The 20,621-nt window shown below is 45.5% G+C and carries 15 protein-coding genes and 1 tRNA gene; 15 read left to right on the top strand and 1 reads right to left on the bottom strand.

Going from position 1 to position 20,621, the window contains the following annotated elements:
- Window positions 1-3,154, bottom strand: a 3,154-nt coding sequence (locus AC1YY3_RS02785) for a restriction endonuclease (RefSeq protein WP_482194295.1), incomplete at its 3' end; no start/stop codon positions are given.
- Window positions 3,155-3,378: 224 nt separating this feature from the next.
- On the opposite strand from AC1YY3_RS02785, the gene AC1YY3_RS02780 reads away from it, so the two are divergent.
- The 15 genes from AC1YY3_RS02780 (at window position 3,379) to rplC (ending at window position 20,619) form a co-directional block, all read left to right on the top strand.
- Window positions 3,379-3,454: transfer RNA gene (locus AC1YY3_RS02780), tRNA-Trp, on the top strand.
- Between the two features lie 52 nt (window positions 3,455-3,506).
- Complete coding sequence (secE, locus tag AC1YY3_RS02775; protein WP_481822802.1) at window positions 3,507-3,887, top strand: preprotein translocase subunit SecE; 381 nt, start codon at window positions 3,507-3,509, stop codon at window positions 3,885-3,887.
- A 4-nt stretch (window positions 3,888-3,891) separates the two neighbouring features.
- Window positions 3,892-4,425, top strand: coding sequence for a transcription termination/antitermination protein NusG (gene nusG / locus AC1YY3_RS02770; protein ID WP_481822803.1), 534 nt, complete (start codon window positions 3,892-3,894; stop codon window positions 4,423-4,425).
- 130 nt (window positions 4,426-4,555) lie between these two features.
- Complete coding sequence (gene rplK, locus AC1YY3_RS02765; protein WP_349027979.1) at window positions 4,556-4,987, top strand: 50S ribosomal protein L11; 432 nt, start codon at window positions 4,556-4,558, stop codon at window positions 4,985-4,987.
- Window positions 4,987-5,682: a 50S ribosomal protein L1 gene (gene rplA / locus AC1YY3_RS02760; protein WP_481822804.1), complete on the top strand. Its 696-nt coding sequence runs from the start codon at window positions 4,987-4,989 to the stop codon at window positions 5,680-5,682. The genes rplK and rplA overlap by 1 nt, the downstream gene beginning before the upstream one ends.
- Before the next feature lie 174 nt (window positions 5,683-5,856).
- Complete coding sequence (gene rplJ, locus AC1YY3_RS02755; RefSeq protein WP_349027981.1) at window positions 5,857-6,351, top strand: 50S ribosomal protein L10; 495 nt, start codon at window positions 5,857-5,859, stop codon at window positions 6,349-6,351.
- Window positions 6,352-6,396: 45 nt separating this feature from the next.
- On the top strand, window positions 6,397-6,765 hold the full coding sequence (gene rplL, locus AC1YY3_RS02750) for a 50S ribosomal protein L7/L12 (protein ID WP_481822805.1): 369 nt from the start codon (window positions 6,397-6,399) through the stop codon (window positions 6,763-6,765).
- Between the two features lie 130 nt (window positions 6,766-6,895).
- Entirely contained in the window at window positions 6,896-10,972 is a 4,077-nt protein-coding gene (rpoB, locus tag AC1YY3_RS02745) for a DNA-directed RNA polymerase subunit beta (RefSeq protein ID WP_482194294.1), read from the top strand.
- A 72-nt stretch (window positions 10,973-11,044) separates the two neighbouring features.
- Entirely contained in the window at window positions 11,045-15,250 is a 4,206-nt protein-coding gene (gene rpoC, locus AC1YY3_RS02740) for a DNA-directed RNA polymerase subunit beta' (RefSeq protein ID WP_482194293.1), read from the top strand.
- A gap of 175 nt (window positions 15,251-15,425) precedes the next feature.
- Complete coding sequence (gene rpsL, locus AC1YY3_RS02735) at window positions 15,426-15,803, top strand: 30S ribosomal protein S12 (RefSeq protein ID WP_023494753.1); 378 nt, start codon at window positions 15,426-15,428, stop codon at window positions 15,801-15,803.
- 14 nt (window positions 15,804-15,817) lie between these two features.
- Window positions 15,818-16,288 carry a 30S ribosomal protein S7 gene (rpsG, locus tag AC1YY3_RS02730; protein ID WP_349027985.1) on the top strand — a complete coding sequence of 157 codons (471 nt, stop codon included), beginning with the start codon at window positions 15,818-15,820 and terminating at the stop codon, window positions 16,286-16,288.
- Between the two features lie 29 nt (window positions 16,289-16,317).
- Window positions 16,318-18,414 carry an elongation factor G gene (gene fusA, locus AC1YY3_RS02725; protein WP_482194292.1) on the top strand — a complete coding sequence of 699 codons (2,097 nt, stop codon included), beginning with the start codon at window positions 16,318-16,320 and terminating at the stop codon, window positions 18,412-18,414.
- A 28-nt stretch (window positions 18,415-18,442) separates the two neighbouring features.
- Window positions 18,443-19,633 (top strand): elongation factor Tu, encoded by a 1,191-nt coding sequence (gene tuf / locus AC1YY3_RS02720; protein WP_349025130.1) that lies wholly within the window; start codon window positions 18,443-18,445, stop codon window positions 19,631-19,633.
- Between the two features lie 5 nt (window positions 19,634-19,638).
- Window positions 19,639-19,950: a 30S ribosomal protein S10 gene (gene rpsJ, locus AC1YY3_RS02715; RefSeq protein ID WP_349025131.1), complete on the top strand. Its 312-nt coding sequence runs from the start codon at window positions 19,639-19,641 to the stop codon at window positions 19,948-19,950.
- A gap of 18 nt (window positions 19,951-19,968) precedes the next feature.
- Window positions 19,969-20,619 carry a 50S ribosomal protein L3 gene (gene rplC, locus AC1YY3_RS02710; RefSeq protein ID WP_481822809.1) on the top strand — a complete coding sequence of 217 codons (651 nt, stop codon included), beginning with the start codon at window positions 19,969-19,971 and terminating at the stop codon, window positions 20,617-20,619.
- The last annotated feature ends 2 nt before the right edge of the window (window positions 20,620-20,621 follow it).

Raw genomic sequence — 20,621 nt, 5'->3', positions numbered from 1 at the left:
TGTCATCCAAGGACTTATATTCCACATTGGCATTATTGTCGTTTGCGCTTTCTTGCCCTGCCGAATATGGCGGGTTGCCGATAATGACGCGAATATCCAGGGCTTTTTGCTTGGTGCGCCGTGCGCTGTTGTCCACCAAAATCTGGCTGACTAAGTCGTCTTTTTCATACAATTGGAAGGTGTCGGTTAAACAAATGCCATTAAAAGGCTGGTACGCACCACCCACCAATTCGTGATAAACCGCCTCAATATTAATCGCGGCAATGTAATAAGCCAGCAATACAATTTCGTTGGCATGAATCTCGTTTTGGTATTTGTAAGGCAGTTGCGCGGGGCTGATTAAACCGCTTTGCAGCAAACGGGTAATAAACGTGCCAGTGCCACAAAACGGGTCAATGATGTGGACGTTTTTATCACCTAGGGTTTGCCCGAATTCATTTTGCAATGCGTCATTGACGCTGTGGATAATAAAATCCACCACTTCCACGGGCGTATACACAATGCCAAGTTTCTCGGTCATTTCCTTAAAGGCATTACGGAAAAATTTGTCGTACAACTCCACTACAATCTTTTGTTTGCCAGCGGCGTTGTCGATGCCTTCGGCACGAAGTTTTACGCTGTCATAAAAACGTTGCAAGGTGTCGGCTTCTTTGTCGATATGGTGTTCGTGCAATTTGTCCAAAATGTCTTGCATGGCTAGCGACATCGGGTTGTGCTGGGCAAAGCTGTAATCCTGAAACAGCGCATCAAACACGGGCTTGGTAATCAGGTGCTGTGCCAGCATTTGGACGATTTCAGAGTCGGTAATGGCGTTGTTGAGGTCGTCGCGCAATTCGGCGGCAAAGGCATTAAAAGCGGCGATTTCTGCGGTATTGCTGGGCGTGTCTAAAATGGTTTGGATGCGGGCGATATGGGTGCGGGCAATTTTGGCGATGTCGTTTGCCCAATCTTCCCAATGGCTACGGTTGCCGCATTTTTTGACGACTTTGGCGTAAATGGCGCGTTGGATGTCGTCGATTTCAAAAGTATCTACGATGTCGGCTTGTGTGGCGGTATATTTTGCTGGCTTTTCGCCGATACCATATTCACGCTTGCCCGTCGGTTTTGGCTGGTCTGGTTTCTTGGCTTTCTTGCTGAACTTGTCGGTAATGGCGATGACTTCCATTTTGGATGTATCTTTGCCGATTAAATCCAACTTGTTAATCATGGCATCAAAGCGGTCGTCATGTGAGCGCAAGGCTTGCAAAACTTGCCAGACGACTTTATAGGTCTTGTTGTCGTCCAGTGCCTTGTGGGGTTCTACGCCCGCAGGGATAACCACGGGCAAGATGATGTAACCGCGCTTTTTGCCTGCTGCCAAGCGCATGACCCGCCCCACGGATTGCACCACGTCCACTTGGGAATTACGCGGAGTCAGGAATAACACCGCATCCAAGGCGGGTACATCCACGCCTTCTGACAAGCAACGGACATTGCTTAAGATGCGGCAGGTATCAGCGGGGGGTTCTGCCTTTAACCACAACAGCTTTTCCTCTTTTTGGCTGGCATTCATGCTGCCGTCTATGTGTTCTGCCTCGCAATGTAAATAACTGGCGATTTCGACGGCTGGCGCGTTTTCTTGTTCATGTTCCTGGTAGGCATCCACCACGGCTTGAAACATTTTAGCTATGTTTTTTGAGCTAACTTTATGGGTATTCGTTTTTTGTGCTGGCTCAATGACTTGGCAGAATGCCACGGCACGGCGCATAGGGTTATTGTCATCAGTCAAATCTTGGCTTGCGCCTTGTTTGGATAAGGCTTTCCAACAGCCAATGATTTTTCCGGCATCGTCAACTTTAAGCTGATTATTTTCATCGGCCAACAATTTTTGAAGGCTTTGGCTAATGTGAACTTCGTCTATTGCCAATACAATGACCTTATAATCTACCAACAATTCTTGTTTGACGGCTTCGGAAAAGCTGATGACGTAAAGCTCTTTGCCGTACAGGGTTTCATCATCCATAGAGCATAAGGCCACGTTATCTTTTTCCGCGCTTGCCTTTGCCATGTCGCCGTAAATGCGCGGGGTTGCGGTCATGTATAGGCGTTTGCTGGCCTTGATAAAGTCGGCATCGTGGACTTTAACAAAGGTGGATTCGTCCTCATCGTCAAAGGTTGCTCCGGTGGTGCGGTGGGCTTCGTCACAGATAATCAAGTCGAAATCTGCTAAATCATGGTTTTTTTGGGCGTTGCTGATAACGTCAATGGAATGGTAAGTGGAAAACACCACACTGATATGGTGGCTATCATGACGCTTTAACATCTCTTGCGCTAAACGGGCGGCATCGGTGGTGGCTGGGTAGCGCAACTCATGGGTAAAGGTTTGCACTATGTCATCGTCTTTTTTGCGCTTTTTACCGACATCGCTATCCGAACAAACGGCAAAACTGTGTAAAGGCGTGGCGGATTCTTGCGTCCATTCGGTCAAGGTCTGCGATAACAGCGAAAGCGACGGCACTAGGAACAATACACGTTTGCCATTGCCAGCGAGTTTTTCGGCAATCTTAAGGCTGGTAAAGGTTTTGCCCGTGCCACACGCCATAATGAGCTTGCCGCGTACCGCAGTTTGCAAGCCGTGTTCTACGCCAGTTAAAGCGGCGGTTTGGTGTTTGCGTAGCTGTTTTTTGGGTTTCAGTGCTGGCGGTTGCTGCGGTTGGTAGCTGACCCAATCAATTTGGCTGTTTTCAAGGTCGCTAAGGTCAATTTTGCTGATGGGTGGCTGCTGATCCTGTAGCGCGTCTTCGGCGTGTTCGCTCCAGTTGTTAGTGGTGCTGATGATAATCCGGTGCGTGAACGGCTTTTTACCGGATGCGGTAAAGAAGCTGTCAATGTCGCTTTTTTGCACGCGGTAATCTTCTGCATAGAATTTGCATTGGATGGCGTGGTGCTCGTCCGTGCCGGTGGTTTTTGCCACCAAGTCTATGCCCGTGTCCCGCGCATCTATGCCTTGTTCATGCGCCCAATCAGCATAAGTCCATACATGGCTGTACAAGTCCTTATAACTGGCTTCATTGCGGAGATAAGTGCAAATCAGGTCTTCAAAATACGTGCCTTTTTCGCGGTGGGTTTGGGACGCTGCGCGGTAGGCGTTGAGTAGGGTTTGTAAGGCGGTCATAGTGTTTGGGATTGTTGGGCAACAGGCGATAATAGTCAGGACGGTTCTGTTTTGATAGGAATGCGGCTATTTTGCCACAAAGAAACCTGCCATTTACGAAAGCATGGTTTATTCACTGTAGTAAAATAGGGCATGTAATAAAATTTCAATTTGTCTGCTGTATAAATTATTGATTAATACTTTTTTTGGTATATAATCATGGGTTATTTGGGTTTGTCTGAAACAGGTCAGTAGTTCAATTGGTAGAATGGCGGTCTCCAAAACCGTTGGTTGGGGGTTCGAGACCCTCCTGGCCTGCCACTCAGACGATAACAAACACTTAATATTATTACCTTTTCGTAAATAACATTACATGAATACTCAAGCGGAAGCGCAGCAAACGCCGGTTTTTGATATAGTCAAGCAAGTTTTTTCGGTTCTTCTTGTGGTTGCAGGTATTGCTGCATTTTATTATTTCGCTGAAGTTTCCGTTTTATACCGTGTTATTGGGTTATTGGTTGTCGCTCTGGTTGTTTTGGGTCTGATGTTCACCACTAATCTTGGGCGTAATACTTGGAACTTTTTCCTGGAATCCAAGCAAGAAGTCAGAAAGGTCGTTTGGCCTACCCGCGAAGAAACCAGTCGCACCACGCTGCTCGTGTTTGCTATGGTTTTCACTGTAGGTCTGATTTTGTGGGTGCTGGATATGGCTTTATTCAAGGCTGTGCAGCTCTTGACTGGGCAAGGTGGATAACGGTATGGCACTACGTTGGTATGTTGTTCACGCGTATTCAAACTTTGAGGGCAAAGTTAAGCAAGCCTTGGAAGAAAGAATTGCACGTGAAGGATTGGAACAGTTTTTTGGAAAAATCCTGATACCGACCGAAGAAGTTGTTGAAATGCGATTGGGTCAGCAGCGCAAAAGTGACAGAAAGTTTTTCCCAGGCTACGTGTTGGTGCAAATGGAATTGACTGATGAGACTTGGCATTTAGTAAAAGATGTACCCAAAGTATTGGGGTTTATCGGTGGTACTTCAGATAGGCCTGCGCCTATTTCTGAAAAAGAGGCAATGACTATTCTTAACAGAGTGGAAGAGGGTGTCAATAAGCCGAGACCAAAGACTTTGTTTGAGTCGGGTGAAGTTGTTCGAGTTATTGATGGGCCATTCAAGGACTTTAATGGTGCTGTTGAAGAAGTTAATTACGAAAAAAATAAGCTAAAAATATCGGTACTCATTTTTGGTCGCTCAACCTCAGTTGAGTTAGCTTTCGGTCAGGTAGAAAAAATCTAAGTTAAGCTGAAAATCACCGTTATCTGTGTTATTCGCACATAAATTTTGTTGAATCCCTGCCTTTTGTAAGGTCGGGATTTTTGTGTCTAAGGGGAGCTGAAATGCGTTTGTACCCACATCGGAGAGAAAAATGGCAAAAAAAATAACTGCATACATCAAGTTGCAGGTCAAAGCAGGTGAAGCAAATCCAAGTCCGCCAGTCGGTCCAGCACTGGGTCAGCGCGGCGTAAACATCATGGAATTCTGTAAAGCGTTTAACGCAAAGACTTCAGATGTCGAAAAAGGATTGCCTTTGCCGGTAGTTATCACTGTATACAGTGACCGTAGCTTCACCTTCATTACCAAAACACCACCAGCAACAATTCTTCTCAAAAAGGCACTCGGCCTAAAAAGTGGTAGTAGCAATCCAAACACCAAAAAAGTAGGGACTGTAACAGTCGCTCAGTTAGAAGAAATTGCGAAAACCAAAATGGAAGACCTGAATGCCGCAACTTTGGAAGCGGCCGTTAAAACGATAGCTGGCAGTGCGCGTAGCATGGGCCTGAATGTGGAGGGCTTATAATGGCTAAGTTGACCAAAAAAGCGAAGATAGTCAAGGCAAAAGTCGATAAGACCAAGCAATATTCAATTGCCGAGGCAGTTCAGTTATTGAAAGAACTCAGCACAGCAAAGTTTGGCGAAGCAATTGATGTCAGCGTCAATTTAGGTGTTGATCCTCGCAAATCTGACCAAAACGTTCGTGGCGCAACCGTACTACCTAACGGAACTGGCAAAACCGTCAGAGTGGCAGTTTTCACCCAAGGTGCAAATGCCGAAGCAGCTAAAGCTGCTGGTGCTGATATAGTCGGTATGGATGATTTAGGCGACTTAGTCAAAAAAGGCGAAATGAATTTTGACGTAGTTATTGCTTCTCCAGATGCGATGCGGGTTGTCGGTCAATTAGGCCAGATATTAGGCCCAAGAGGTCTGATGCCTAATCCAAAAGTAGGTACAGTGACGACTGACGTTGCCACTGCGGTAAAAAATGCCAAGTCCGGTCAGGTACGCTATCGTACTGATAAAGGTGGCATTATTCACTGTACGCTCGGTAAGGTTAGCTTTGATGCGGCTTCCATTCAAGGAAACCTGGAAGCATTGCTTACAGACTTGAAAAAGGCTAAACCAACTGCTGCAAAAGGCATTTATATCAAAAAAATTACGCTTTCTTCAACCATGGGTCCTGGGCTTTGGTTGGATCCTAGCAGTATCACCAGTTAAGAAAAGAACTTTGGGTTGTCGGTAATCGACAACCGTCAAAGACCGCAGGAGTTGAAAAACTTAATATTTCCTGCGTAGACGGAAACCTGAACCTCATTAGGGAATGGAACCGTAGGGGTATCCATCTGGATATGTTTAAGACACTGAGGTGTCAAATAATAATGGGGGTCACCTGTGGCATTAAATTTAGAGGGTAAAAAAGCGGTTGTGGAAGAAGTTTCCAAATACGCCGCCAAAGCCCACTCTGCCGTGGCAGCAGAATACCGTGGTTTGACAGTTTCGGAATTTACAGAGCTTCGTAAAACTGCCAGGGAAACCGGTGTTTATGTACGCGTAGTAAAGAACACGCTGGCAAAAAGAGCGGTAGCAGGAACCGAGTTTGAATGTATGGGAGATGCGCTAGTGGGTCCGCTACTGATTGCATTTTCTATGGAAGATCCAGGTTCTGCGGCACGCTTGATTAGCAATTTTTCAAAAGGTCATGACAAACTAGTCACTAAAATAGTGGCGATTGGCGGACAGTCTTATGGTGCGTCTGAGTTGGCACGGTTAGCGCGTCTACCAACGCGTGATCAAGGCATTAGCATGTTGATGTCAGTTATGAAAGCACCTGTTGAGAAGTTGGCTCGTACTCTGGCTGCAGTCAGAGATGAAAAACAAGCCGCGTAAACTTTACTAAACCAGTTAAATATTTAAGAATTAAGAGGAAATACAATGGCAATTGGACAAGAAGACATCCTGGAAGCAGTTTCAAAAATGACTGTGATGGAAATTGTTGATTTAATTTCAGCAATGGAAGAAAAATTTGGCGTTTCAGCAGCAACCGCTGTTGCTGCTGCACCTACTGCTGCTGCCGCCGTGGTCGAGGAACAAACAGAGTTTGATGTCATCATGACCAGCTTTGGTGAAAACAAGGTCGCAGTCATTAAAACAGTCCGTACCATCACCGGTCTGGGTTTAAAAGAAGCGAAAGATGCGGTTGAAGGCGTACCGACAACCATCAAAGAAGGTGTGCCTAAAGCAGAAGCTGAAGATGTTAAGAAGCTGCTTGTTGAAGCAGGCGCGACTGTTGATATTAAGTAACAACTTAATGCAAGACCAGGCTTCGGCCTGATAAAAATCCGGTCGGTGGCAATGTTGTCACCGACCTTTTTCTGTTTGCGTCAAGCATACAGCAAAAAATAATTCACAGCGAAAAAGGTCTGGAAGCAATATGTCCTACTCTTTTACAGAAAAAAAGCGTATCCGAAATAACTTTGGGAAAAGTACAGAAGTACTTGAGGTTCCCTATCTCCTGGCAACTCAAATCAATTCTTATGCTGATTTTTTACAGGCTGATTTGCCGCCTTTAAAACGCATAGACAATGGCTTACATGCAGCATTTTCCAGTGTTTTTCCTATAGAAAGTCATTCCGGCTATGCAGTTCTGGAGTACATCAGTTATCGATTAGGCGAGCCCACTTTTGACATAAGAGAGTGCCAGCAACGTGGGGCGACTTACGCCGCGCCGTTGCGCGTGTTGGTGCGCCTGGTAATCTACGATAAAGAATCTGCTGTCAGCGCGAAGGTCGTTAAAGACATCCGCGAGCAAGAAGTCTTTATGGGCGAATTGCCGCTGATGACCGATAACGGCACGTTCGTTATTAACGGAACTGAGCGCGTAGTCGTTTCTCAGTTGCACCGTTCACCTGGCGTGTTCTTCGATCATGACAAAGGCAAAACTCACTCATCAGGTAAGTTGCTGTTTAATGCCCGTGTCATTCCTTATCGCGGTTCATGGCTAGATTTTGAATTCGATCACAAAGACTGTGTATACGTCCGTATAGATCGCCGCAGGAAAATACCTGCAACTATTTTGTTAAGGGCTTTGGGTTACAACAACGAAGAATTGATAAACATATTCTTCGATACTAACCATTTCACCTTAAGTTCTGAAAAATGTTTGTTTCACATCATTCCAGATCGGATGCGCGGAGAAATCGCAGCATTCGACATCAAGCATGATGATAAAATTTTGGTAGAAGAAGGTCGCAGGATCACCGCCAAACACATCCGTGAAATGGTTAAAGCGGGTCTTGCTGAAGTTGAAGTGCCGAGAGAATATCTGGTTGGTAAAACCATTGGACATAATCTTGTCGATCCAAATACCGGCGAGCTGGTGGCTAAAGTCAATGATGAATTGACCATAGCAGTGCTGGATCGTTGTATTGCAAACGGCATTACTGAAATAAATACCCTGTTTGTCAATGACTTGGACAACGGTCCTTATATGTCCAACGCAATGCGCTTGGATTCAACCACAAATACCCTTGAGGCATTGGTTGAAATTTATCGCATGATGCGCCCTGGTGAGCCACCGACCAAAGATTCTGCTGAAAACCTGTTCAAAAACCTATTTTTTACTGACGAACGGTATGATTTATCGAATGTCGGTCGAATGAAGTTTAATCGACGTTTGGGTCGTCAGGAGATTACTGGGCCAGGGACGTTAACTAATGAAGACATTATTGATGTACTTAAAGAGCTAATCAACATCCGTAATGGTGACGGCAACGTAGACGACATCGACCATTTGGGTAACAGACGCGTACGTTCTGTTGGCGAAATGATTGAAAACCAATTCCGCGTGGGTCTGGTCAGAGTAGAAAGAGCTGTCAAAGAAAGGTTAACACTAGCTGATTCAGAAGGTTTGGTGCCGCAAGAAATTATCAATGCGAAGCCGGTTTCTGCTGCGGTAAAAGAATTTTTTGGTTCCAGTCAGCTTTCGCAGTTCATGGATCAAAATAATCCTTTATCACAAGTGACGCACAAACGCCGTGTTTCGGCATTAGGACCAGGCGGCTTGGCGCGGGAACGTGCAGGCTTTGAAGTGCGGGACGTACATGCCACCCATTATGGTCGAGTATGTCCTATTGAAACGCCAGAAGGTCCAAACATCGGCTTGATAAATTCCTTGTCGGTCTATGCCAGAACTAACAGCTATGGCTTTTTGGAAACGCCTTATCGGAAAGTAATTGATGGCAAAGTAACCGATCAAGTTGATTATTTGTCGGCTATTGAAGAAGGCGAATTCGTCATTGCTCAGGCCAGTGTTGCCGTTGACAAGAAAGGAACGCTGGTCGATGGGCTGGTTTCATGCCGTCATAAAGATGAATTTACCTTGGCGATGTCTGATACCGTTCAGTATATGGACGTGTCCTCGAAGCAGATTGTATCGGTAGCTGCATCCATCATTCCATTTCTGGAACATGACGATGCTAACCGTGCACTTATGGGTTCTAACATGCAGCGCCAAGCTGTGCCTACTTTGAGAGCTGAGAAGCCTTTGGTCGGTACCGGTATGGAACGGACAGTCGCTAAAGATTCCGGCGTAACGGTTGTTGCTGCGCGAGGTGGAAGTATTGAAGCGGTTGATGCTGCGAGAATCGTTGTTCGTGTCAATGACACGGAAACGGAAACCGGCACTCCTGGTGTTGATATTTACAACCTGACCAAATATACAAGGTCGAACCAAAATACCTGTATTAATCAGAAGCCGCTAGTTAAAAAAGGCGACATCGTTAATGCGGGCGATATTATGGCCGATGGTCCGTCCACCGATATGGGTGAGCTGGCATTAGGGCAAAATATGCTGGTCGCGTTTATGCCGTGGAATGGCTATAACTTCGAGGATTCGATCTTAGTGTCAGAGCGGGTAGTCAAAGAAGACCGTTTTACGACTATTCATATTGAAGAAAAAACCTGTGTCGCACGGGATACCAAGCACAGCCCAGAAGAAATAACCGCCGACATTCCTAATGTCAGTGAAGAAGCCTTATCCAAGTTGGATGAGTCTGGCATTGTTTACGTTGGTGCTGAAGTCAAAGGTGGCGATATTCTGGTCGGTAAAGTCACGCCCAAGGGCGAGACCCAGTTAACGCCTGAAGAAAAACTGCTGCGCGCTATTTTTGGTGAGAAAGCCGCTGATGTAAAAGATACCTCCTTACGCGTACCCGGCAGTATTGAAGGTACTGTTATCGACGTGCAAGTGTTCACCCGTGATGGCGTTAAGAAAGATAAGCGTGCGCTCGACATTGAAGAGCAAGAAATCAAGCGTTATAGAAAGGACTTGGACGATCAACTAAAAATTCTGGAAGGCGATATTTTTGCCCGTGTAGCCAAGCTATTGTTAGGCAAAGATGTAAAATCAGGCCCAGGACAGTTGAAAGCAGGCGCTGAGATTACGCAAACCTATCTGGATAGCCTAAAGCATTCAGAATGGTTGAAGATTAGAATGAAAGACGAAGACTTGAATGTTCAGCTTGAGTTGGTTGTTTTGCAAGTTGAGCAGCAACGTAAAGCGTTTGATGAAAGGTTTGAGATAAAACGTAAAAAAATCACTATGGGTGATGATTTGCCGCCGGGTGTACTCAAGATGGTCAAGGTTTATCTGGCAGTCAAAAGACGTATTCAGCCAGGTGATAAGATGGCTGGACGACACGGAAATAAAGGTGTTATCTCCATGATCCGCCCAATTGAAGATATGCCATATACGGCTGATGGTAATCCTGTCGATATCGTCTTGAATCCACTAGGCGTACCGTCTCGCATGAACGTTGGTCAGGTGTTGGAAACGCATCTAGGCTGGGCGGCTAAGGGTTTGGGTATCAAAATTGGTAAAATGTTGGAAGCAAGAGCCAAAGTCGTTGAAATCAGAGAATTCCTAGACAAGATTTACAACGGTAGTGGACGTAAAGAGGATCTGGATTCATTCTCGGATCAAGAGATCATCGAAATGGCTACCAACTTGATCGATGGTGTGCCGATGGCAACACCCGTGTTTGACGGTGCGAGTGAAGATGAAATTCGCACGATGCTTAGATTGGCTGATCTTCCTGAGTGTGGTCAAGTAACTTTATATGATGGCTTGACTGGTGAGCCTTTCGAGCGTCAGGTTACAGTCGGTTATATGTACATGCTGAAGTTGAACCATTTGGTAGACGACAAGATGCACGCCCGTTCAACAGGGCCTTACAGCCTTGTTACGCAGCAACCATTGGGTGGTAAAGCCCAGTTTGGTGGGCAACGTTTTGGTGAAATGGAAGTCTGGGCACTGGAAGCTTATGGTGCAGCCTATACCTTGCAGGAAATGCTTACCGTTAAATCTGACGATGTCACAGGTAGAACGCGTATGTATAAAAACATTGTCGATGGCGATCACAAAATGGAAGCCGGAATGCCGGAATCGTTTAATGTTCTGATTAAAGAAATCCGTTCGTTGGCTGTCAATATAGAGTTGCAGCGGGAATAATTACCCTAGTGAGCAAACTAACTGACAGCTTGTTCTGGAACCTACCAGAAAATACTTAAAGAGGATAAATTCTTGAAAGATTTAATGAATTTCTTAAAGCGCCAAGGGCGTTCGGATGATTTCGACGGTATTCGTATCGGCTTGGCTTCGCCTGATATGATTCGTTCGTGGTCGTATGGCGAAGTAAAAAAACCGGAAACCATTAATTACCGTACCTTCAAGCCTGAACGGGACGGTTTATTTTGTGCGAAGATTTTTGGCCCAGTCAGTGATTATGAATGCTTATGTGGCAAATATAAGCGTCTAAAGCATCGCGGCGTAATCTGTGAAAAGTGCGGCGTTGAAGTCACGCTTTCCAAAGTTCGCCGTGAGCGGATGGGTCATATTGATCTGGCTAGTCCCGTGGCTCACATCTGGTTTTTAAAATCACTACCTTCCCGTATCGCCCTGTTATTGGACATGACGTTACGCGAGATTGAGCGCGTCCTGTATTTTGAATCTTTCGTTATCCTGGATTCAGGTACAACCCCATTGAATAAAGGTCAATTGCTGACGGATGATGAATATCTGGATGCGGTAGAACAATACGGTGATGATTTCACTGCAAAAATGGGTGCAGAAGCTATTTATGATCTGTTAAAGTCAATTGATTTAAAAGAAGTTGTTGGCATTTTGAAAGAAGATATTGGAGCCACCAATTCGGAAACCAAAATCAAAAAACTATCAAAACGTTTGCGAGTCATGGACGCGCTGATTGCTTCCAAAAATCGTCCAGAGTGGATGATTCTGAAAGTATTGCCAGTATTGCCGCCCGAATTGCGCCCCTTAGTTCCTTTGGACGGCGGTCGTTTTGCGACTTCTGATTTGAACGATTTGTATCGTCGAGTCATTAACCGAAACAATCGTTTGAACCGTCTGTTGGATTTGAGTGCCCCAGACATCATTGTTCGTAATGAAAAGCGTATGTTGCAAGAGTCGGTTGATGCGTTACTAGATAATGGTCGTCGTGGACGAGCCATTACCGGTACCAACAGAAGACCGCTGAAATCTCTTGCCGATATGATTAAAGGCAAACAAGGTCGATTCAGACAAAACTTGCTGGGTAAGCGAGTCGATTATTCAGGGCGCTCGGTTATTGTGGTGGGGCCAACATTAAGGCTTCATCAGTGCGGCTTGCCTAAAAAAATGGCGTTGGAGCTGTTCAAACCGTTTATTTTTAGCAAATTGCAATTCCGTGGCTTGGCTACGACCATTAAAGCAGCAAAGAAAATGGTCGAAAGGGAAGGGCATGAAGTCTGGGATATTCTCGAAGAAGTCATCCGTGAACACCCGATTCTATTAAACCGCGCACCAACTTTACATAGGCTAGGGATACAGGCGTTCGAACCGATCTTGATCGAAGGCAAAGCCATCCAGCTTCATCCTTTGGTATGTAGCGCATTTAACGCTGACTTTGACGGCGATCAGATGGCGGTGCATATACCATTGTCCATCGAAGCCCAATTAGAAGCACGGACTTTAATGATGGCGACGAATAATATTTTGTCGCCAGCGAATGGTGAGCCTGTCATTAACCCGTCGCAAGACGTGGTATTAGGGCTGTATTACATCAGTCGAGAAAAAATAAATGCCAAAGGTGATGGCAGTATTTTTGGTAGTATTGGTGAAGTTCATAAGGCTTTGCTTGCCAAATCTGTTGAATTACAATCAAAAATTCAGCTACGCATTACTGAAAAAACAGTTAACGAACAGGGCGAGACTGAGAGCAAGACGCATCGGGTGTCCACTACTGTTGGTCGTGCCTTGATTTGGGAGGTTGTGCCTGATCGTATGCCGTTTGATATAGTCAACTGCGATATGACCAAAAAGAACATTTCGCGTATGGTCAATTACAGTTACCGCCATTTGGGTAACAAAGACACAGTTGTCCTTGCTGACCAGATCATGTACTTGGGCTTCCGTTATGCGACTATTTCGGGTGTATCTTTTGGTATTGAAGACATGGAGATACCTGCTAAAAAAGCCGACATTATTAAATCGGCGGAATCAGAAGTGGGCGAGATTCAATCCCAATATGCTTCTGGCTTGGTAACCGACGGCGAACGCTATAACAAAGTTGTAGACATTTGGTCTCATGCGAATGATCAAGTCGCCAAAGTGATGATGGACGGTTTGGGTGAAGAATCTGTCGTCGATGCGGATGGCAAAACTGTTAAGCAGAAATCATTCAATTCCATATTCATGATGGCTGAATCTGGTGCGCGTGGTTCAGCGGCGCAAATTAGGCAGTTGGCTGGTATGCGTGGACTGATGGCGAAACCGGATGGCTCAATTATTGAAACGCCTATTACCGCAAATTTTAGGGAAGGTCTTGACGTACTACAGTACTTCATCTCGACTCACGGAGCTCGAAAAGGCTTGGCCGATACTGCATTGAAAACTGCAAACTCTGGTTATTTGACCCGCAGGCTGGTTGATGTCGCTCAGGATCTGGTGATTACTGGACAAGATTGCGGAACCTCCGATGGTTTAATCATGACCCCTATCATTGAAGGGGGCGATGTTGTTGAGCCGCTTTCAGAACGTGTGTTAGGTCGGATTGTTGCCGTTGATGTTATGGATGCAACAGGTGAAAACCTTGTTGTGCCTAGAGGCACTTTGCTCGATGAACATTGGGTTGCTGTCTTGGATGAACACAGTGTGGATCAGGTTTTGGTTCGTTCAATCATTACCTGTGAAAATAGGCACGGGGTTTGCGTTGCCTGTTATGGCCGTGATTTGGGTCGTGGGCATTTGGTCAACATTGGTGAAGCAGTGGGTGTTATTGCTGCACAGTCAATTGGTGAGCCAGGTACGCAGTTGACTATGCGGACATTCCATATTGGTGGTGCGGCTTCACGATCTGCAACAATTAATAATGTACAAGTAAAATCAGCCGGAACTTTGCGACTAAACAACTTGAAGTCGGTAATTAACCGCGAAGGCAATCTCATCGCGGTGTCAAGATCGGGCGAAGTGGGTCTGGTTGATGATTACGGACGGGAGCGGGAACGTTATAAAATCCCTTACGGTGCTGTGCTTTCAGTTAAGGAAGGCGATAAAGTTAATGCCGGCGATATTATAGTAAATTGGGATCCGCACACGCATCCAGTTATTACCGAAGTTGAAGGTTTTGTCGAAATGTTCCATTTTGTTGATGGCGTGACCGTGCAAAAACAATCTGACGAAGTAACGGGATTGAGTGCAATGGTGGTTACCGATCCCAAGCAAAGAGGTAGTGCGGGTAAGGAATTAAGGCCAATGGTTAAATTGATAGACGCAAGTGGTAACACTATCTATCTGCCTGGCACTGAAATTCCAGCGCAATACTTTTTGCCGACGGGCGCTATCGTAGGGATTAAAGACGGTGGCGAAGTGAAGGTCGGTGACGTTCTCGCTAGGATTCCTCAAGAATCCAGTAAAACCAGGGATATCACCGGTGGTTTGCCACGCGTAGCCGATTTGTTTGAAGCGCGTAAGACCAAGGATCCTGCGATCCTGGCAGAAACCAGCGGAACAATTTCATTTGGTAAAGAAACCAAAGGCAAGCAACGCGTTATCATCACCGATGCTACGGGCGAGCAAGTAGAAACACTGATTTCAAAATGGCGGCATATCACCGTATTTGAAGGCGAATATGTCGAAAAAGGTGAGACGATTGCTGAAGGTGAATTAACGCCGCATGATATTCTCAGATTGCGGGGCGTCGAGGAGCTGGCTAACTATTTAGTCAAAGAAATCCAGGACGTATACCGTCTGCAAGGGGTTAAGATCAACGATAAGCATATTGAAGGGATCATTCGTCAAATGCTGAGAAAAGTCGAGATTACCGCTCCTGGAGACACCTTGTTCATGAAGGGGGATCAAGTCGAGCGTGCTGCCCTACGGGAAGAAAACGACAAGATTGAGCGGGAAGGAAAAATTCCGGCAAGCTATGAGTCGATACTATTAGGTATCACCAAAGCGTCATTGGCTACGGAATCATTTATCTCGGCTGCATCGTTCCAGGAAACCACTCGCGTCTTGACCGATGCAGCAGTGCGCGGGCTGAGTGATAGCTTGCAGGGGCTGAAAGAAAATGTGATCGTGGGTCGCTTGATACCCGCAGGAACAGGTTTGGCTTATCATGAAGCCAGAAAAAATAGACTGGCGCAGAGTCAAATCGTCGACACTGAATCGGCATCAACTGTTGACGCAGATGATGTGGAAGAAGCGCTCAAACAGGCATTAAATATTTAGTGAGATAAACCAATAAATTCAGCTTGACCTCAATATTGTTAACAAGTATCATGCTCTGCTCACATGGGCTTAAGTACTTGAGCTAAGTCGGATACTATTTAGTCGTTAGCATTGTTGGGATTGGCGGTTTATTTAATATTAAGACACCTATACTGAATTCGGAGTAAAGAAAAATATGGCCACGATCAACCAATTGGTTCGTAAGCCGCGTGCTAAAAGAATAGAAAAAAGCAACGTCCCTGCATTGGAGGCTTGTCCGCAGCGCAGAGGTGTGTGTACGCGTGTTTATACAACGACACCAAAGAAGCCTAACTCGGCGCTTCGTAAAGTTGCCAGGGTAAGGCTTACCAACGGCGCAGAAGTCAGTAGCTATATCGGTGGTGAAGGGCATAATCTTCAAGAGCATTCCGTGGTCTTAATCAGGGGCGGTCGGGTAAAAGATTTGCCTGGTGTTCGGTATCACGTAGTACGTGGTAGCTTGGATGCGTCAGGTGTAAACAATAGGAAGTGTGGTCGTTCCAAATACGGAACAAAGCGTCCCAAAGGCAAATAAAATGTTGGTGAAGAATGTCTAGAAGAAGAGTCGCTACTAAAAGAGAAATTATTCCTGATCCACGATACGGAAGTGTCATGTTGACCAAGTTCATGAATATGATCATGGAAAGTGGCAAAAAATCTATTGCAGAAGGGATTATATACGGTGCTTTGGAAGTAATTGAGAAGAAAGGTCATGGCGAACCTCTGGAGGTTCTCTCAAAAGCGCTAGAAAATGTTCAGCCTAGAGTTGAAGTAAAATCTCGTCGTGTCGGTGGTGCAACCTATCAGGTTCCTGTTGAAGTGCGCCCATCCAGGCGTATGGCTTTGGCAATGCGTTGGTTGATAGATGCTTCTCGCAAACGGAATGAACGGACTATGTCATCCAAATTAGCGGGTGAGTTGATGGACGCGTTTGAGAGTAGAGGCTCTGCTGCTAAAAAGCGTGAAGACACGCATAGAATGGCAGAGGCTAATAAAGCGTTCTCGCATTATCGCTGGTAGAAAAACAAGATAAAGCCCAGGCTTTAACGGTGGTTAGAAAAACCCCAATAGAGCATTATCGCAATATCGGGATAATGGCTCATATTGATGCAGGCAAGACCACTACGACGGAAAGAGTGCTGTACTATACCGGTGTCTCCCACAAGATTGGTGAGGTTCATGATGGTGCGGCAACCATGGATTGGATGGAACAGGAGCAGGAAAGAGGAATCACTATTACTTCCGCCGCCACGACATGTTTTTGGAGTGGCATGGAAAAGCAGTTCCCGCAACATCGAATCAATATCATTGATACGCCGGGACACGTTGATTTCACCATAGAAGTAGAGCGTTCATTAAGGGTTCTTGATGGAGCTTGCGCGGTTTTTTGTGCCGTAGGTGGGGTTGAGCCGCAGTCTGAGACGGTGTGGCGACAAGCGAACAAGTATCATGTTCCTAGATTGGCTTTTGTCAATAAGATGGATCGTACTGGCGCTGACTTTTTGCGTGTAATTAAGCAGATTGAGGCGAGACTGGGAAGTAAGGCAGTGCCTATGCAACTACCTATCGGTGCTGAAGAGCATTTTGAAGGGGTGGTTGATCTGCTTAAGATGAAGGCCATTTATTGGAATGAAGCCAATATGGGCATGACTTTTGAGGAAAGGGAAGTTCCAGGTGATATGCTTGCTGACTGCATGAAGTGGCGTGAGCATATGATAGAAGCGGCAGCGGAAGCCAATGAAGAATTAATGGGTAAATACCTTGAAGAAGGTGTTTTAACCAATGAAGAGATAAAGCAAGGTGTTCGACATCTGACTATAGCTAATCAGCTTGTCCCTGCTTATTGCGGGTCAGCGTTTAGAAACAAGGGTGTTCAAGCCATGTTGGATGCGGTAGTTGAGTATTTGCCATCACCGCTAGATATTAAGCCGATTGAAGGTGTGCTTGATGATGAGGTTACTGGGGCGGTTCGTCCGGCATCAGATAATGAGTCATTTTCTGCGTTGGCTTTCAAGATAGCGACTGATCCTTATGTTGGGACACTAACTTTTTTCAGGGTGTATTCTGGGGTATTGAACTTAGGAGATACGGTTTATAATCCTGTAAAAAAGAAGAAGGAACGGATTGGGCGTATTGTGCAGATGCATGCCAATAGTCGAGAAGAAGTAAAAGCTGTGTGTGCTGGCGATATAGCGGCGGCAATAGGGTTGAAGGATGTGACAACTGGGGACACGCTTTGCGACCCGAATCACATCATAGTGCTTGAGCGCATGGAGTTTCCAGAGCCAGTGATTTCGGTTGCGGTCGAGCCGAAAACTAAGGCGGATCAAGATAAAATGGGAATCGCTTTAGGGAAATTAGCTCAGGAAGATCCCTCGTTTAGGGTTCATACGGACGAAGAGTCTGGGCAAATAATAATATCGGGGATGGGCGAACTCCATCTTGAAATTATTGTTGACCGGATGAAAAGGGAATTCAGCGTGGCAGCGAGTGTGGGTGCGCCGCAGGTAGCTTACAGAGAGACTATCTGCGCTACGGTTGAGCAAGAAGGAAAGTTTATCAGGCAATCGGGCGGAAAAGGCCAATATGGTCACGTCTGGTTGCGGTTAGAGCCCAAGGAAAGAGGTGCTGGCTACGAGTTTGTCAATGAAATTGTTGCTGGGGTTGTTCCGAAAGAATATATTCCAGCAGTTGATAAGGGGATTCAAGAGCAGTTAAAAAGTGGTGTCCTGGCAGGGTATCCCGTTTTAGATGTGAAAGTGTCCTTATTCGATGGTTCGTATCACGATGTTGATTCGAGCGAGATAGCTTTTAAGATTGCAGGTTCCATGTGTTTTAGAGAGGGTGCAAGGAAAGCAAATCCTGTTCTACTCGAACCTATTATGAAAGTGGAAGTTGTTACCCCAGAAGATAATATGGGGGATGTAGTTGGCGATATTAATAGGCGTCGAGGAATGATACAAGGCATGGAAGATACCCCCTCGGGGAAAATAATTGGTTGCGAAGTACCGCTAGCGGAAATGTTCGGTTATGCAACTGATTTGCGTTCGGCAACACAGGGGCGAGCTACTTACAGTATGCAGTTTGAAAAATACAATGAAGTGCCTGCAGCTATTGCAGAAGCAATTATTAAAAAATCATCATAATTTGAATGTAACAGAAAGGTATTGAGTCATGGCTAAAGAAAAATTTTCACGTAGTAAGCCCCACGTCAATGTTGGCACCATAGGGCATGTCGATCACGGTAAGACAACACTGACCGCTGCTTTGACAACAGTAATGGCTAAATTGCACGGTGGTGCGGTTAAGGCGTTCGATCAGATTGACAATGCGCCAGAAGAACGAGCGCGTGGTATTACTATTGCCACTTCTCATGTCGAGTATGAATCTACAAACCGTCATTATGCTCACGTAGACTGTCCAGGTCACGCTGACTACGTTAAAAACATGATTACAGGAGCCGCGCAGATGGATGGCGCGATTCTGGTCTGTTCCGCTGCTGATGGTCCAATGCCACAGACCAGAGAACACATTCTGTTGTCAAGACAGGTTGGCGTTCCTTACGTGGTAGTTTTCCTGAATAAAGCTGATATGGTTGACGATGAAGAGTTGATCGAGTTAGTGGAAATGGAGCTTAGAGAATTGCTCGATATGTATGAATTTCCAGGCGACGATACACCTATCATCAGGGGTTCTGCATTGCTTGCATTGCAAGGTGATGAAAGTGATATTGGTGTGCCTTCTGTTATTAGATTGGTAGAAGCGTTGGATAGCTACATTCCATTGCCAGAAAGAGCAATAGATGGTGCGTTCTTGATGCCGATTGAAGATGTATTCTCAATTTCAGGTCGTGGTACTGTAGTGACAGGTCGTATCGAACGCGGCATTGTCAAAGTTGGTCAAGAAGTTGAAATTGTTGGAATCAGACCTACAGTAGTAACTACTTGTACGGGTGTAGAAATGTTCCGTAAACTGCTGGATCAAGGTCAAGCAGGTGATAACGTAGGTCTTCTATTAAGAGGCACAAAGCGTGATGACGTTGAGCGTGGGCAAGTATTGGCGCACAAAGGCACCATCAAACCACATGCTCATTTTAACGCTGAAATTTACATCTTATCGAAAGATGAGGGTGGTCGTCATACACCATTTTTTGATGGTTATCGTCCACAGTTCTATTTTAGAACTACCGATGTCACTGGCGCGGTTGCTTTACCTGAAGGCGTTGAAATGGTAATGCCTGGTGATAATATTTCAGTTAAAGTGAAATTAATATCGCCGATTGCTATGGAAGACGGCTTACGCTTTGCTATTCGTGAAGGTGGTCGTACCGTGGGTGCTGGTGTTGTTGCATCTATTATCGAGTAAGAAAAATGACAAACCAAACTATCAGAATCCGGTTGAAATCGTTTGACCATAAATTGATCGACCAATCGGCTGGTGAGATAGTAGAAACAGCAAGGCGAACAGGTGCTCAAGTTAAAGGTCCTATTCCCTTGCCTACTAAAAAAGAGCGTTATACGATTTTGATTTCACCGCATGTCAATAAAGATGCGAGAGATCAATATGAATTAAGAACATACAAAAGATTGCTGGATATTGTTGAGCCGACTGAGAAAACAGTTGATGCCTTGATGAAATTGGATCTCGCCGCCGGCGTTGATGTTCAGATAAAGTTAAGCTAAAAATTGAGGAATTGGCAGATGTCAATAGGTCTTGTAGGTCGAAAATGTGGTATGACCAGGGTATTTACTGAAGATGGCACTTCTGTACCCGTTACTGTGTTACAGGTTGACTCCAATAGAATTGCCCAGATAAAAAGCGTTGAAGTTGATGGGTATCGTTCGATTCAGGTTGCTGTAGGTGATAAAAAGTCATCCCACGTTAATAAGGCGATGGCGGGTCACTATGCCGCAGCCAATATGACGGCCGGAAGAGGTCTGTGGGAATTTAGGCTAACAGAAGATGAAGGTCAAGACTTTGTTGTAGGCACCCAATTGCCCGTGAGTATTTTCTCAGCTGGTCAGGTTGTGGATGTGCAGGGAAGAACGATTGGTAAGGGTTTTGCTGGCGGGATTAAGCGCCATCATTTTCACATGCAAGATGCAACTCATGGTAACTCGCTCTCACACAGAGTATTGGGTTCCATCGGTATGAACCAAACTCCCGGCAGAGTATTTAAAGGGAAGAAAATGGCGGGGCATCTTGGAGCTGTAAAAAGAACCATCCAAAATCTGACCATACACTCAGTTGATACTGAAAGAAATTTAATTTTAGTTAAAGGTGCAGTGCCTGGCGCTAAAGGCGGTGATGTAATTGTTACACCCGCAATGAAAATGAAAAATAAAGGTTAGGT

The sequence above is a fragment of the Methyloglobulus sp. genome (genome assembly GCF_964779595.1).
The sequence above is the reverse complement of the archived record's forward strand: the minus strand, read 5'-3'. Positions and strand labels throughout refer to the sequence as shown.